The sequence below is a fragment of the Tomitella biformata AHU 1821 genome (assembly GCF_000524475.1).
GTDB classification, from domain to species: Bacteria; Actinomycetota; Actinomycetes; order Mycobacteriales; family Mycobacteriaceae; genus Tomitella; species Tomitella biformata.
The window spans coordinates 1-15300 of record NZ_BAVQ01000025.1; the positions used below are offsets into that span (position 1 = coordinate 1).

Sequence of the window (15300 nt, forward strand, 5' to 3'; positions counted from 1 at the left end):
CGTCACGCGCAGATCGTGCTGCACGTGATCTGCGACGCCGACACCCTCCACACCCCCGACACACCCGATGGCCCGGATAGTCCCGAGGGTCCTGACACACCGGATGATCCTGATGGCCCCGACGGCCCTGGGGGTCCGGTGCCGCCGCAGGACCCCCGACCACCGACAACACCAGCACCAGCAGAAGCCACGGCACCAGCACCGGCGGAGACGCCAGACGCCTCCGAGTCCAATGCGTCGTCGCCGGCGTCGTCTGAGACTCCCGAAGCCTGCGCACCCGGCACGTCCGGTGAGTCCGAAAAGTCTGCTGAGTCTGATGAGCGCCCTGGTTTCCTCGACGGCTACGGATTGATCAGTCCCGATCACGTCCGCGAGATCGCGGCCCGCCCCGACACCATCATCCGGCCCCTTAACCCGAACCCCGGCCAGACACTGCCCACGCATTTGCCGAGCGACCCGTACCGGTTCTCCGCAGCATTAGACACCTTCATCCGCGCTAGAGATGGCTACTGCGTGATCCCTGGCTGCGATAAACCGGCCTGGTCCGGCGATCTCGACCACGTCACCGAATACGACCACGCCTGTCCCGAACAGGGCGGGAAGACCAACAAGGTCAACGGCAACGCCAAATGCCGGCTCCACCACCTCTTCAAAACATTCGGGAACTGGCTCGATGACCAATACATCGGCGAGGACGGGCACACGCACGTCGAGATTGTGACCCCGTCCGGCAATCACCTGCACAGTCACGGCCACACCAACGAGGCGTTGTTCCCCGCGCTGCAGAAAATCCGTTTTCACGACCCACCCGGCACACCCGACCCGCCACCCACGGGCGAGGGTCATCCCCGCGCGGGACCGCAACGCCGCAGGACCCGGCACGCCGACAAGTTGGCCCGCCGACGCCGCGAACGCGAACACAACCGACTACGCCGCGAACACCGTGCGGCGCAGCACCCGGATGACCCGCCATCCCCGCTGCTCTAGCGCACAACCATGGAAGAACACTGTGCTCACCTCGGAAAACCCGAGGTGAGCACAGTAAAATCTGCGGGGGCCGGCGCACGAGGCCATGGCGCGGCAACGCCGGGCTCCAAATTAGGCGAGCTCGCGAGCCAGGTTCTCGAGCACCCCGGCCTGGATCTTCTTCAGGCCTAGCGGCGCGAAGGTGCGCTCGAAGAAACCGCCGATCCCGCTCGCGCCGGTCCACTTCGTGGTGGTGGTGACCGTGGCGCCGTCACCGCTGGGCGAGACGGTCCAGGTGGTGACCATCGAGGAGTTCGCGTCGCTCTCGCTGATGGTGCTACCGGCGACAGTGACGGTGGCCTTCACGTCGCGCGAGCGCTTCTCAGTGGCCTTAAGGGTCCACTGCGCGATGGTGCCCGCGCCCTTGCCGCCCTCGAGGACCCGGTAGTCCAGGTACTGCTCGGTGAGGATCTTCGGCCGGATGACGTCGTAGTCCGCGAGCGCCTCGAGCGCCTTCGCCGGCGTTGCATTGACCTGTATTGAGCTGCTGGCGCTGACCTGACCCACGGTGAATCTCCTTAACGTCCTGCCGACGCGGGGGCGCGGCGGCCACCCCATCGTGCCCGCATCGGACGTGGCCAGCCAGTACGCAGAGCGCCATTGCGGCGCACATCACAGGCCGGACACACGAAGGCGGGGCCATGCTCGCCCGAAGACGTGCCCGGCCCCGCTCAACAGCCCCCTGTACTCCGAGCCTGAGGCCCGAATTGCTCACCGCACGAGTCGGTGAGGCCACACTCGCAAGCCGCTAGCTGACGGCCTGCGAAACATCGGACCACATCGTCCGAGTAGGCATATTACCCAACTGTTGCCTCAAGGCCAAGGCATCAGCGGGAAATCCTACTAGCGATCCGGAGCGCCTCGAGTTGTCTCGGGTCATCCTCATCGGCCCAGGCGAAGAACTCCTCCGCCGAGAACACCGGCTTGCCGTAGCGCGCCGCCTGCCGGGCCTTGCTCGACTGGCTGCCGTGCTCCGCGGTCACGAGCGCGTCGCACTTGGATTTGGTGACCGAGCCCACCGGCACCAGCCCGCGGGTCGTCGCCAGCTCGTTGATCTGGTCCCGGTGCACCGGCTCGCCCGCTGCGGTGGTGGCGTTGCCCGTGAAGCAGATCCGCGCCCCCACGACCATCACCACGGCGATGTCCGGGCCCTCGGGGTCCTGCGTCAGCCCCTGGGTGAGGTCCAGACCGAACAGCGACTCCGCCTCGTGTAGTCGCGCCAGCAGCCCGCCCGGCAGGGTGGTCCCCGCCGCTGCCCTGCGCAGCTGCGCGGCGACCCGGTTCCAGGTGTCAGAAGGGTCGAGCGTCGGCACCCGCCCGTCCGACTGCTCCACCCCCAATACCGCCCCGCCCAGCTCCCGACCCGCCGCCAGTACCTCCGTAAGTGGCAGCCCGCAGGCCGGCGCGGATGCGTCGGGGTCCCGGCTGAGCAGGTATCCCGCGCCCTCTACGAAGTCGACTGGCGGGAAAGCGCTGGCGCTATCGCTGTCGGGAAGCAACCGGCCATGCTCGCGCAGCACCGTGCGTGCGCGCTCCAGCGCGCTGCCCTGCCCGGCCGCGTCCACCGCGACCCCGAGCGGGAGCGCGGCGACGATCCCCAACCGCTTGAGCTCGGTATCGACAAGCCCGAGCGTGCCGTCCACATCGGCGCCCACGGGGGTATGGCCCGCAAGAATGGGCGCGAGCACCGCCCAAGCCTGCGCCAGTGTGGGCGCGAGCAACAGGTCCGCTGCGGAGATGCTGTGGAGACGGCGAGCCTCCCCCGCGTCGCGCTGCGGGTTGACCAGGGTGCTCACCGATGTGCCGTCCTCGAAGACCACTGCCAACTCCACCGGCCGCGGCCGCGCCAGCCGGCTCTCCTCCCCCACAGTCAAGATACCGATCGCGCAGTACCGCCGGGGCTGCGCATCGGGCACCACCGCCTGCAGGAACCGCACGATCCGACGGTCGATCTTGAGGTCCTTCGGCCGGACCGGGCGGGTCAGGACCAGGCCCTCGATGGCCGTGCAGCGGCTCAGGGCAACGTACAGCTGCCCCGACGCGAATGTGCCGCCGGTCAGGTCCACCACCATGCGGTCGAGCGTCTGCCCCTGTGCCTTGTGGATGGTGATCGCCCAGGCCAGCCGGAACGGCAGTTGGGTATAGGAGCCGATCGCCTCGTGGCGCAACCGGCCGCCGTCGATGACGGGCCGGGTGGCCTCCCATTTGAAGGCGGTCACATCCGCGCGCTCTCCGTTGATGAAGTCGACGGTCACCACCGCCCCGTCGTCGGTCCAGCGAAAGCGGGTGATCCGGCCGAGCGTGCCGTTGACCCAGCGCTCCGCGGAGTCGTTGGTGAGCATCATGACCTGCGCGCCCACCTTGAACCGCAGCGCGTCGTCGGTGGGCGCCTCGAACAGCTCCAGCTCTCCGACCCGCTCCGCGAAGTGCGTGAACTCCTCGCCCTCGAGGAGGTCGAGGCGTTGGGCGTTGCGGGCGTTGACGATGGAGTTGGTCGCGGCCAGGGTCAGCCAGAACTCGTCCGCGGGCGGCAGGAAGTGCGGATCGGCCCGTGCGTTGAGCTCGAGGGTGGCGGGGCCGTCGAGAATCCCGTCGCGGATGCCGTTCAGGATCGCGGCGAGGCGCTCGTCGCCCGCTTGGCGGAAGACCCTGGTCAGGTCCACCGTCGGGAAGTCCGCCCGGCGGAAGCGGTCCGCGGAGAAGAAGTACGGCGAGGCATAGCGAGTGCGGAAATACTCCGCCTCGAGCTGGGTGACGACGGGCGGCAGCTGGTGCAGGTCTCCCACCAATACGACTTGCACGCCGCCGAAGGGTTGCCCGGGCTCGGGCCCGAAGCGCTCGAGGGCGATGACCAGCATGTCGAACAGGTCCGCGCGGACCATGGAGGCCTCGTCGATGATCAAGGTGTCCAGCCCAGCGAGGGTCTTGGCGAAACGTTGCGGGCTGTAGCCACCGCCGTCGACGTCATCGAGGGTGGTGCGCGCGTCGAAGCTGAACAGCCGGTGGATGGTGTAGCCGCCCACTCCGAGCGCCGCGATGCCGGTGGGCGCGGCGACCACGACCCTGCGTCGGGTTTGGGCCAGGAAGTGCCGAATGAGCGTCGACTTGCCGGTGCCGGCGCGCCCGGTCAGGAAGAGGTTCTCGCCCGAGGCCAGCAATGCCAGTGCGTGGTGGAACTCCTCGGTCAGGACAAGCCTGCGGCCATCCAATCCCTATCGCTCCCTCACCCGAAGTTCGCCAGATGCCGTCCACCCAGCTGATCCAGCCTACGGGCGGCGGGCTCAGGAGCGCAGCTGCACGCAGGTCCGGGCGGTCAGGTTCGGCACCAGGATCTCCTTGATGATCCGCTGGTGCTCCGGGTGGTCGCGGTAGACCTCGTAGCTCGCCTCGTCGTCGAAGACCGCCACGATGCCGAAGTCCGCATTTCCCGCGGACACCCCGGCATCGGGCCCGCACCGGAACTCCTTCACCTCGGCCACTGTCGGGGCCAGTGCGTTGAGCGCCTCCGCGGCGCGCGCGGCGGCGTCTGAGCCCTCGTTGAAGCTGAACGCGACGATGTGGGTGAACGACATAAGCTGGCTCCTCAGTGGATCAGCGCGACCAATTCGGATCACGCCCGATGAACGCGATCAGTTTATCCACCGTAGGCGCATCATCGGCGACGGGCTGGCGGACGCCGAATTGCCCTGAGCCCCTGATCATCTCCTCCATCGACTCCATGCCGGTGAGCATCTCGGCGGCGTAGGCCTCGTCGAGGTCTAGGGGCAGGCCGCCAGCCCGTGCGAGGTCCCAGGAATGCATGTAGATATCGGCGGTCCAGAAGCGGTCTAGCAGGTCGACCATCGGCATCTCGCCCAGCATCGGGCTGCGGTACGTGGCCCCCGCCTTCGCCGGGTCATCCAGAACCTCCTGGACGATGGCGGCACGCGACTTCCACGCGGCCAATGGATCAGTGCGCCAAGCGGACTCGACGTCCGCGACAGTCAGCTCCACTCCACCGCCCTCGAGCATCCCCGGCAGCCAGTCGATCAAGTGCCCGACGACGTCAATCGCGGCCCACTCCTTGACCGGCGTCGACGCCTGCCAATCGGAGGTGCCTGCGATCAGCCCCGTGAAGGTCTCGGCGGCGGCGCGGTGGCGGTCAGCGGGTGCGAGCGTGGCGAAGTCCATCACACGAGAATTCCACACGGATCGAGGCTCGACAACCCCCCGTAGACTCACTGCCAGACACGCTGGGCCCAGCCGGCCCACTCGGCTGAGATGGGGTTCTGCGATGACGTTCCGGCATGGCGTGCGCACCGCCGCGATCCTGCTCGCCGCAGGCCGCGGCAGCCGGTTCGGCCAGCCCAAGGCCCTGGTGCGCATCGACGGTGAGCCTCTCATCGCACGCGCTGCCCGGGCGCTGCGCGGAGGCGGGTGCGATCCTGTGCTCGCGGTCATCGGCGCGCAGGCCGAGGACGCGGCCACGCTCACCCCGTCCGACGCGACATTCGTGGTGGCCGAGCGCTGGGCGGAGGGCATCGGCGAGTCGCTGCGGGCCGGCCTCACGGCTGCCGCCACGCTCGACCCGCTGCCCGAGGCCGCCCTAATCCACCTGGTCGATCTCCCCGACGTCGGCCCCGAGGCCATCGCCCGGCTCCTCGCGCAGACCGGCCCGGACGTATTGGCCCGCGCGGCCTACCACGGCATCCCCGGCCACCCAGTCCTGCTCGGCCGGACACATTGGCCGGCACTGCTCGAGTCCGTGCACGGGGACCGCGGGGCGGGGCCCTGGCTGCGGGCACAGCCCACGGTTCACCTCGTCGAATGCGGGGATCTGGCCACGGGCGCAGATGTCGACACCGCCGATGCCCTGCGCGCCATGGGCTTCACGTCCTAGGCTCGCACCGTGGAGAACCCAGCATCTGGCCGCCCAGAATCCCCCGCGGAGCTCGCCCAGACACTGGCGTCCACCGGCTATCTCGCCGATGAGGGCGCGTCGGTGGCCGCCTACCTCGCCCTGCGCATGGGCCGTCCGCTATTCCTAGAGGGCGAGCCCGGCACCGGCAAGACCAGCCTGGCCACGGCGCTCGCCGAGGGTCTGGGTCTGCCGATGATCCGGCTCCAGTGCTACGAGGGCATCGACGCCTCCCAGGCGCTCTACGAGTGGGACTTCCCCCGCCAACTGCTGCACCTGCGCACCCTCGAGGCGGCGGGCGACTTCGAGGCCGAGCAGGCGGAGCGCTCCCTCTACACCGAGCGGTTCCTGCTGGCCCGGCCACTATTGCGGGCGCTGATCGAGGCACCGTGCGTGCTGCTCATCGACGAGGTCGACCGCGCGGACGACGAGTTCGAGGCCTTCCTGTTGCAATTGCTCGATGAGAACGCGGTGACCATCCCCGAGTACGGCGAGGTCCGCGCGGCCACGCCGCCACTGGTGGTCCTCACCTCCAACCGCACCCGGGACGTGCACGACGCGCTCAAGCGCCGGTGCCTGTACCACTGGCTCGACCACCCACCCCTGGCCCGGGAGATCGCGATCTTGCGGCAGCGACTGCCCGGCATCGGCGAGTCGCTCGCCACGCAGGTCGCCAGCGCCGTCCACGAGTTGCGGCGCATGGAGCTGCTCAAGCCCCCGGGCGTGGCCGAGACCCTCGACTGGGCGCGGGCGCTGGAGACGCTTGGCCGCGATGAGCTCGACGCGGCCACGGCCGCCAGCACACTGGGCGCGGTGCTCAAATACCGCGAGGACCTCGAGCGCGTGGCCCGCGAGGGCCTCGACCGCCTGCTCGCCCGGTAGTCATACTCACCCCCATTCTCACCCCCGTTTGCCCGGGCTCGGGTGAGAATGGACCCATGAGCCCAGTTGCCATGGTTGCCGACCCGCTGGTGGGGGCGGCCGGATTCGCCGCTGCCCTGCGCGCGGCCGGGGTGGTCGACGGCGTCGACGCCACCGCCGGCTACCTGCGCGCGCTGCGGGAGATCGACCTCGCCGACCGCGAGCAGGTCTACTGGGCGGGCCGGGTCACCCTGTGCCGGGACCCCGAGCATCTGCCCCGCTATGACCTGGCGTTCGAGAGCTGGTTCGGCGGCCCGCCCGTCACGGCCACCACCCCCCGCGGTGTCCGGCCCCGTGTCGCCCGCATCGCCGGACTGCTCCCCGCCGCCGGACCGCCGGGGGCCGACGGCGCGGACGGCGATCCCCTCGCCGTCGCGGCCAGCGAGACCGATGTCCTGCGCCACCGTGATATCGCGGAGCTGACCGCCGCCGAACGCGCCCAGATCGCCGCGCTGCTCACGGGCCTGCGGGTGCATCTCCCCACCAGGCGAGCGCTGCGCTGGCGCCGCGCCCGCAGCGGCCCCATCGACCCCCGAGCCACCCTGCGCCGCATGGTCGCGGCGGGCGGCGAGCCCGTCGCGCCGAGGCGGCGCCGCCGCGGTGTGCGGCCTCGTCGTGTGGTGTTGCTGATCGACGTGTCCGGCTCGATGCGCCCCTACGCCGACACGCTGCTGCGCTTTGCGCACCTGCTCACCCACAGCCGGGGCGCAAACGTCGAGGTGTTCTCCCTCGGCACCCACATGACCAGGTTGACCCGGGCGATGCGCTCGCGCGACCCCGACACCGCGCTTTCCGCAGCCGGGGCCACCGTCCCGGACTGGGCGGGAGGGACCAGGCTGGGCGAGACGCTCGGCGCATTCCTCACCAGGCACGGTCGCCGCGGCATGGCCCGCGGCGCCACCGTCGTCGTGTTCTCCGACGGCTGGGAGTGCGGGGACCCGGCACTGCTCGGCACGCAGTTGGCGCAGCTGCGCCGCCTCGCCCACGCCGTCATCTGGGTCAATCCCCACGCGGGGTCGAAGGAATATCAGCCCGTGCAATCCGGGATCGCCGCGGCGCTGCCACACCTGGACCGGCTGCTGGCCGGGCACAGCGTGGCCACGCTGCAAGAGTTGTTGCTGGTGATGCGAGATGCGTGACGTTCTGGACGAGTTGGATCGCCGCTACCGGGCCGGGCAGTCCGTCGGATTGGGGACGGTGGTGGGCACCTTCAGCTCCGCACCCCGCGACCCCGGGGCCGCCATGCTGGTCGGCGAGGATGGCGCCGTCGCGGGCAGCGTCTCCGGCGGCTGCATCGAGGGCGCGGTCTACGAGTTGGCCGAGCAGGCCATCGCGGACGGCGGACCCGTGCTGCAGCGCTACGGCGTGTCCGACGAGAGCGCCTTCGCTGTGGGCCTGACCTGCGGCGGGATCATCGACATCTTCGTCGAGCGCGTCGACCAGAACGGCTTCCCCGAGCTGCGCGCCGCGATCGACGCCGTGCGCGCCGAGGTCCCCGTGTCCATCGCCACCGTCACCGAGCACCCCGACGCGGCCGTGGTCGGCCGGCACCTGCTCGTCTTCGACGACAGCACCGTCGGCTCCCTCGGCTCGAAGCGCGTCGACGACGCGGTCACCGACGACGCGCGCGGCCAGCTCGACAGCGGTCGCTCCGGGACCCTGCACTACGGGCCCGGCGGGGAACGCCGCGGCGAGGGCATGTCCGTGTTCGTCAACGTCTTCGCCCCGCCGCCGCGGCTGTTGGTCTTCGGCGCGATCGACTTCGCCGCTGCGATGGCCCGCATCGGCTCGTTCCTCGGCTACCGGGTGACGGTCTGCGACGCCCGCCCGGTCTTCGCCACCCACACCCGCTTCCCCGAGGCCGACGAGGTCGTCGTCGACTGGCCGCACCGCTACCTGGCCGCCGAGGCCGCGGCCGGGCGTGTGGACAAGCGCACCGTCGTCACCGTCCTCACCCACGACCCGAAGTTCGACGTGCCCCTGCTGGAGGTGGCGCTGCGCCTGGACGTCGGCTACATCGGCGCGATGGGCTCGCGGCGCACCCACGACGACCGCTTGGAACGGCTGCGCGAGGCCGGGATGACGACCAAGGAGATCGCCAAGATGAGCTCCCCCATCGGGCTCGACCTGGGCGCCCGGACCCCGGAGGAGACGGCCGTCTCGATCGCCGCGGAGATCATCGCGCTGCACTGGGGCGCCGGTGGCGCGCGCCTGACCCACCGCGACGGACCCATCCACGTGGACTTATCCAGCACCCCTTGACCAGCGGATTTCACCGATCCGGTTGTCCGACCCTGCAAAAGAGGGCACAGTCGCATGTGAGCTGATTCACAGTCACCTGAGTGGGAGCCCCGATGCGCATAACAGTCGACGTGGATGGAACCAAGTACACCGATGAGGTGGAGCCCCGGCTCCTGCTGGTGCATTACCTTCGTGATCGCCTCGGAAAGGTCGGCACCGTCGTCGGTTGCGAGACCAGCAACTGCGGGGCGTGCACCGTGCACCTGAACGGGCGCAGCGTGAAGTCCTGCTCGGTGCTCGCGGTGCAGGCCGACGGATCCGAGGTCACCACCGTGGAGGGCCTGGCCGAGGAGGATGGCACGCTCCACCCCGTCCAGCGCGCCTTCCACGAGTGCCACGCGCTGCAGTGCGGCTATTGCACGCCCGGCATGATCATGGCCTCGGTCGACCTCCTGAATGAGAACCCCGACCCCGACGAACAGCAGGTTCGCGAGGGCCTCGAGGGCAACCTGTGCCGCTGCACCGGCTATCAAAACATCGTCAAGGCCGTGCAGCAGGCGGCTGGCGACATGCGCGCAGAATCCACTGGAGGTGCCCGATGACCAGCGTCGCCGACCCCGCATCCGCGCCCGCCGACTCCCCCACCCCGGAGATCGGCCGATCCCGCACCCGCAAGGAGGACGCGCGCCTGATCACCGGCCGCACCCGCTGGACCGGCAACCTCACCTTGCCCGGGATGCTGCACATGGCGGTGCTGCGCAGCCCCTACGCCCACGCGAAGATCACCGCGATCGATGTCACCGAGGCCAAGGCGATGCCGGGCGTGATCGCCGTCTACACGGGCGCCGACCTCGCCGCGGAGCAGGGCAGCCTGCCGTGCGCGTGGCCCATCACCCCCGACATGCTTGCCCCGCCCGCCCCCTCTCTGGCCGTGGACACCGTCAACTTCGCCGGGGACGCGGTCGCGATCGTGCTCGCCCGCACCGACTACGAGGCCCATGACGCGCTCGAGGGGATCGACGTCGACTACGAGGACCTGCCGGTGGTGCTCGACCTCGAGGAGGCCGCCCAGGACAAGGTCCTGGTGCACCCCGATCTCGGCACCAACATCTGCGCCACCTGGAAGCTGGACTCCGCGGAGGCTGGCAGCGGATCCGACGTCGACCAGGCCATTGCCGAGGCACGAGACTCGGCGGACGGCATCGTGGTCGAGCGCACCTTCTACCAACAGCGGCTCGCACCCGCCTACATGGAGCCGCGCGCGGTCGTGGTGGACCCCACCAGCGAGCAGATCACCATGTGGTCGTCCACCCAGATCCCCCACATCCTCAAGCTCATGTTGGCGCTGACGCTCGGCATTCCCGAGCACAAGCTCCGGGTGATCGCCCCCGATGTGGGCGGCGGCTTCGGCGGCAAGCTCCAGGTCTGCCCCGAGGAGGTGCTCGCGCTGCTGGCCGCGCGCCGTCTCGGCAAGCCGGTCAAGTACGTCGAGAGCCGCGGCGAGTCCATGGCCGCGTCCCACCACGGCCGCGCGCAGGTGCAGAAGCTCACCCTCGCCGCCCGCCGCGACGGCACAGTCACGGGGCTCAAGGTCCACCTGCTGGCCGACATGGGCGGCTACCTGCGGATCCTCTCGCCGGGCGTGCCGGTGCTCGGCGCGTTCATGTTCAACGGCATCTACAAATTCCCCGCTTATCGCTTCACCTGCCAACCGGTGTTCACCAACAAGGTGCCCACCGACGCCTATCGCGGGGCCGGCCGACCCGAGGCGACCTTCGGAGTCGAGCGCATCATGGACGAGCTTGCCGCCGAGCTCGCCATGGATCCCCTGGAGCTGCGGGAGAAGAACTGGATCACCCACGAGGAGTTCCCGTTCGCCACGGTCTCCGGGCTCACCTACGACACCGGCAACTACGAGGCGGCCACCGCGAAGGCCGTCGAGATGTTCGACTACGACGCGCTGCGCCGCGAGCAGGCCGAGCGGCGCGAGCGGAACGACCCCGTCCAGCTCGGCATCGGGGTCTCCACCTTCACGGAGATGTGCGGGCTGGCCCCCTCAAGGGTGCTCGGCTCGCTCGACTACGGCGCCGGCGGCTGGGAGCACGCCTCGGTGCGGATGCTGCCCACCGGCAAGGTGGAAGTCGTCACCGGTATCTCACCGCACGGCCAGGGCCACGTGACCGGCTTCAGCCAGATCGTCGCCGACCGTCTGGGCGTGCCCTTCGAGGATGTGGAGATCCTGCACGGCGACACCCAGTTCTCCCCCAAGGGCCTGGACACCTATGGCTCGCGGTCGCTGACCGTGGGCGGCGTGGCGGTGGCCCACGCGGTGGACAAGGTGATCGCCAAGGCCCGCCCGATCGCCGCGCACATGATGGAGTGCTCGGTGGACGACCTCGACTTCACCGGCGGCCAGTTCCAGGTCCGCGGCACCGCGAAATCGGTCGGCATCACCGACGTGGCGCTGGCCGTGTTCGCCGCGCATGACCTGCCTGACGGCGTGGAGCCGAACATCGACTCGGAGATGACCTACGACCCCGAGAACTTCTCCTACCCGCACGGCACCCACCTGTGCGCGATGGAGGTCGACACCGAGACGGGGCGGCTGAAGATCCGCTCCTATGTGGCCGTGGACGATGTCGGCACCGTGATCAACCCGATGCTGGTCGACGGGCAGATCCACGGCGGCCTCGCCCAAGGCATCGCGCAGGCCCTGTACGAGGAGGCCGTCTACGACGATTCCGGCACGCTGATCAGCGGCTCCTTCGCCGAATACCTGATCCCGTCGGCCGTGGACCTGCCCTGGTTCACCACCGACCGCACCGAGACCCCGGCCACCAGCAACGTGCTCGGTGTCAAGGGGGTCGGCGAGGCCGGCACCATCGCCTCCACCCCGGCGGTAGTCAACGCCGCACTCGACGCGGTCCGCCACCTTGGGGTCCAAGACATCCGAATGCCCATGACGCCCATGCGGGTGTGGAAGGCGATCCAGGAGGGTTCCCGATGATTCCGCCCACTTTCGACTACACCGCGCCCGAGACCATCGAGGACGCCCTGCGTGCCCTCGCCGAAGCCGGCGAGGACGCCAAGATCATCGCGGGCGGGCAATCCCTCATGCCGGTGCTCCGGCTGCGGATGAACGACCCCAACGTGGTGATCGACCTCGGCCGCATCCCCGAGTTGCGCGGGATCCGTGAGGAAGGCGACAACCTCGTGATCGGCGCGATGACCACGCACTACGACGTGATCCACGATCCCCTGGTTCGCGCGCACGCCGCGCTGCTCGTCGAGGCCGCCACCACGGTGGCCGATCCGCAGATCCGGCACCGCGGCACCCTGGGCGGGGCGGTGGCGCACGCCGACCCGGCGGGGGACCTCTCCGCCCCGGTGCTCGCGCTGGGCGCGACGATGACCATCGCCGGCCCGAACGGGCGCCGCGAGGTGGCCGCACAGGACTTCTTCCAGGACCTGTTCACCACCGCAATCGAGCCCGACGAGATCCTCGCCGCGATCACCATTCCCAAGCACACCGGGTGGTCGGCGCACTACGAGAAATTCAACCTCACCGCCCAAGCCTGGTCGGTCGTGGCGGTCGCCGCGGCGCTGAAGGTCTCCGGCGGCAAGATCGAGCAGGCGCGTGTCGCGCTGACCAACATGGCCAATGTGCCGCTGCGCGCCGCAGGGGTGGAGGAGTCGCTGATCGGCCGCAACGCCGACGCCGAGACCATCCGCGCGGCCGCCGCACGTGCCGCCGAGGGCACCGACCCGAACAGCGACGGTGATGCCGACGCCGGCTACCGCACCCACCTGGCGCAGGTGCTCACCGGCCGCGCGGTGGCGGCCGCGGCAGGCCTGTGACCCGACTGTCAAAGGAGATACCCCGTGCAACTTGAACACACATTCACCGTGCCCGCCGCCGTCGAGGACGTCTGGGCAGCGCTGCTCGAACCCGAGCGGGTGGCCCCGTGCATGCCCGGTGCGGTGCTCACCGAAGTCGACGGCAACACCTTCGGCGGCAAGGTGAAGGTCAAGCTCGGGCCGGTGTCCCTGCAGTACAAGGGCACGGGCGAGTACATCGAGACCGACGAGGCAACGCACACCGTGGTGATCAAGGCCTCTGGCAAGGACGCCCGCGGCAACGGCACCGCGGCGGCCACCGTGACGCTGCGGCTCACCGGAGACGGCAACCGCACCGAGGGCACTGCGACCACCGACCTCACGATCACCGGCAAGCCGGCCCAGTTCGGCCGCGGGATGATCACCGATGTGGGCGGCAAAATCCTCGAGCAGTTCGCCAGCTGCCTGTCGGACAAGTTGGCCGCCCCCGACAGCCCTGCGGAGGTCGCCCCGCTACCGCCTGCCACCACGGCCGCCCCGGAAGCCAAGCCTGGGCGCGTCTTACCCACAGAGGAGGCCGAGCCCCTAGACCTGACCCAGTACGCCAGCGGCGCCGTCGCCAAACGGGCGGTCCCGGCGGCCGCTGCGGTCATCGTCGCAGTGCTCGTCTTCCTACTGGTCCGGCGCCGTCGAGGTTGCCCCGGCGGGGACTAATCGGTCAGCTCAGCGCACCTCCAAGTCCCGCCACGTCCACCAATACAACAGTCCAAACAGCATGGAGCCCGCCGCGGCGAGGGAGTTCGAGGCCAGGAATAGGTTGTACTCGACGGTCTCGTCCAGCACCTGCTGGGCGGAGACCACGAGCAACACCAGCCCCAGAACCAGCGTGATCAGACCAAAGACCCCGAAGAGCACCGCATACATACTGCGCAGCAACCACACCCCTTTGTCCGCCCGGCACACCATGCCGCGGCGGAGCAACACCAGCGCGGCAAGGGACCCGAGGGTGATCGCAATCGCGTCCGCGCCCAGAGTGTCCGAGGCCCGATGCCACTTCGCGGTGACGGTGTACGCGCCGATGCCCACCGCCCAGCTCATCACCACGAACATCGCCAGTCCTCGGAGACGGAACGGCACCACAAGGATGACGGCCACCAGCACGGTCATCGCGATGGTGGTGTGCCCGCTGGGGAAACTGTTGTGCGCGTATCCGGCCGCGGCATCGACAAGGTCCGGGCGCGGCAGCACGAAACGCTTGAGCCCCTGAGTGACGACCTGCCCGAGGACTATCACGGAGACCGCGATCACCGTCAATTTGAACTTGCGCCGGAGCAGCCCGATCACGCCGATCACGACGATCGCCCCGGCCAGGCTGTAGAGCGTGATGTGGTCCAGCGCGGTGTCGGCGGTGGACACTTCTCCGGGCGAGGCCTGGTCCGCGCCGCGCAGCGCCGCATTCTCCAACCGTTGCCCGGTGGTGGTCCGCACGGCCAAGATATAGATCCCCACCAAGAACGGGGTGGACAAGAACGCCACCGCAATCCAGCGCCAGCGCGCCCGGACCAGGGCCGCACTGTCCCTATTCAGGACGGCCTCGTCCGCGGCCCTCGCGACGGCGGCTTCCATGAGCACTCCTTCACCGCGTGGCCGACCCAGACCACGCTCAGCCACAGCACGCTACCGCAACGAGAAACTAATCTGCTAAACCGTCGCCGAACGCTCCCGAAGCCGCATCAGCAGCGCTGCGGCCACGGCGAAACAGACCGCAATCCAGAGGGCCCACAGCCCCAGGAACGTGAACGCCGTCCCACCCATAATCGAGCCGATCGACAGCCCCGCCCACAGCAGGAAGTACCCGCGCCATTCCGTCGCGGGCTCCCCCGACAGCGCCCGCGCCACGGCCTGCCCCAGTTTGACCAGCGTCCCCGTCATATACGTCAGCCCGATGGTGACCTCCCCATCGCGCTCGAACACCGCGTTCTCGGCGCCCATCGCCGCTGCCAGCAGCGGCGGGGCGAGCAACGCGGCGCGCGGGTCCAGATAGGCCAGCGCGGCGGTGGCCAACAGCGCCGCGACCGCCAACATCACTGCCGACTGGCGTCGCCGCACTAACCGCCCCAGGATCGAGCCCCCCACCACACCGGCCACGAACGCGGCGATGAGTCCGCCCGCCTGGGCGAAATCCCAGAAGCGGCCCTCCGCGAGGGACACCCCGGCGAGGGTCGTGTTCCCGCTCATGAACGCAACGAAGAACCCGCCGATCTTGATGAAGCCGATAGCGTCGACAAACCCCGCAAGTGCCGCCAGGCCGCCAGCTAACGCTAGGTCCCGTTGGCCATGCTCTTGCATTCCCCACCCTCTCCCCTGCGCATCCGAAC

14 protein-coding genes and 1 pseudogene are annotated in these 15300 nt (G+C 69.5%); 9 read left to right on the top strand and 6 right to left on the bottom strand.

What is annotated here, in order from left to right; all coding sequences use genetic code 11:
- Positions 1 to 987 (top strand): annotated as a pseudogene (locus tag TBIF_RS23385) (hypothetical protein); the annotation flags it as partial.
- Between the two features lie 111 nt (positions 988 to 1098).
- Here the strand turns inward: TBIF_RS23385 and TBIF_RS10140 are convergent.
- The 4 genes from TBIF_RS10140 to TBIF_RS10155 all read right to left on the bottom strand — a co-directional run bounded on the left by TBIF_RS10140 (position 1099) and on the right by TBIF_RS10155 (position 5196).
- The gene (locus tag TBIF_RS10140; RefSeq protein WP_024794697.1) at positions 1099 to 1533 is read right to left on the bottom strand and encodes an SRPBCC family protein; all 435 of its coding nucleotides are present in this window, start codon (positions 1531 to 1533) and stop codon (positions 1099 to 1101) included.
- A 320-nt stretch (positions 1534 to 1853) separates the two neighbouring features.
- Positions 1854 to 4235 (bottom strand): AAA family ATPase, encoded by a 2382-nt coding sequence (locus TBIF_RS10145; protein ID WP_024794698.1) that lies wholly within the window; start codon positions 4233 to 4235, stop codon positions 1854 to 1856.
- A 72-nt stretch (positions 4236 to 4307) separates the two neighbouring features.
- Positions 4308 to 4598 (bottom strand): Dabb family protein, encoded by a 291-nt coding sequence (locus TBIF_RS10150; RefSeq protein ID WP_024794699.1) that lies wholly within the window; start codon positions 4596 to 4598, stop codon positions 4308 to 4310.
- Between the two features lie 19 nt (positions 4599 to 4617).
- Entirely contained in the window at positions 4618 to 5196 is a 579-nt protein-coding gene (locus tag TBIF_RS10155; RefSeq protein ID WP_024794700.1) for a TIGR03086 family metal-binding protein, read from the bottom strand.
- Between the two features lie 103 nt (positions 5197 to 5299).
- Here TBIF_RS10155 and TBIF_RS10160 point away from each other — a divergent pair, with 103 nt between their 5' ends.
- The 8 genes from TBIF_RS10160 (at position 5300) to TBIF_RS10195 (ending at position 13636) form a co-directional block, all read left to right on the top strand.
- Positions 5300 to 5905: a nucleotidyltransferase family protein gene (locus TBIF_RS10160; protein ID WP_038170673.1), complete on the top strand. Its 606-nt coding sequence runs from the start codon at positions 5300 to 5302 to the stop codon at positions 5903 to 5905.
- A 9-nt stretch (positions 5906 to 5914) separates the two neighbouring features.
- A complete protein-coding gene (locus TBIF_RS10165) occupies positions 5915 to 6805 on the top strand; it encodes an AAA family ATPase (RefSeq protein ID WP_024794702.1) in 891 nt (296 codons plus the stop codon).
- Positions 6806 to 6861: 56 nt separating this feature from the next.
- Entirely contained in the window at positions 6862 to 7983 is a 1122-nt protein-coding gene (locus TBIF_RS10170; RefSeq protein ID WP_024794703.1) for a vWA domain-containing protein, read from the top strand.
- Positions 7976 to 9106 carry an XdhC family protein gene (locus TBIF_RS10175; RefSeq protein ID WP_024794704.1) on the top strand — a complete coding sequence of 377 codons (1131 nt, stop codon included), beginning with the start codon at positions 7976 to 7978 and terminating at the stop codon, positions 9104 to 9106. The genes TBIF_RS10170 and TBIF_RS10175 overlap by 8 nt, the downstream gene beginning before the upstream one ends.
- A gap of 92 nt (positions 9107 to 9198) precedes the next feature.
- The gene (locus tag TBIF_RS10180; protein ID WP_024794705.1) at positions 9199 to 9687 is read left to right on the top strand and encodes a (2Fe-2S)-binding protein; all 489 of its coding nucleotides are present in this window, start codon (positions 9199 to 9201) and stop codon (positions 9685 to 9687) included.
- Complete coding sequence (locus tag TBIF_RS10185) at positions 9684 to 12092, top strand: xanthine dehydrogenase family protein molybdopterin-binding subunit (RefSeq protein WP_024794706.1); 2409 nt, start codon at positions 9684 to 9686, stop codon at positions 12090 to 12092. The genes TBIF_RS10180 and TBIF_RS10185 overlap by 4 nt, the downstream gene beginning before the upstream one ends.
- Positions 12089 to 12943, top strand: a complete 855-nt coding sequence (locus TBIF_RS10190) for an FAD binding domain-containing protein (RefSeq protein ID WP_024794707.1) — start codon at positions 12089 to 12091, stop codon at positions 12941 to 12943. Before TBIF_RS10185 ends, TBIF_RS10190 begins: the two co-directional genes overlap by 4 nt.
- Before the next feature lie 24 nt (positions 12944 to 12967).
- A complete protein-coding gene (locus tag TBIF_RS10195) occupies positions 12968 to 13636 on the top strand; it encodes an SRPBCC family protein (RefSeq protein ID WP_024794708.1) in 669 nt (222 codons plus the stop codon).
- A 9-nt stretch (positions 13637 to 13645) separates the two neighbouring features.
- On the opposite strand, the gene TBIF_RS10200 is transcribed toward TBIF_RS10195, so the two are convergent.
- Both TBIF_RS10200 and TBIF_RS10205 read right to left on the bottom strand, forming a co-directional pair.
- Positions 13646 to 14548 carry a phosphatase PAP2 family protein gene (locus TBIF_RS10200; protein WP_024794709.1) on the bottom strand — a complete coding sequence of 301 codons (903 nt, stop codon included), beginning with the start codon at positions 14546 to 14548 and terminating at the stop codon, positions 13646 to 13648.
- A 75-nt stretch (positions 14549 to 14623) separates the two neighbouring features.
- Positions 14624 to 15271: a YoaK family protein gene (locus tag TBIF_RS10205; protein WP_024794710.1), complete on the bottom strand. Its 648-nt coding sequence runs from the start codon at positions 15269 to 15271 to the stop codon at positions 14624 to 14626.
- Between the last annotated feature and the right edge of the window lie 29 nt (positions 15272 to 15300).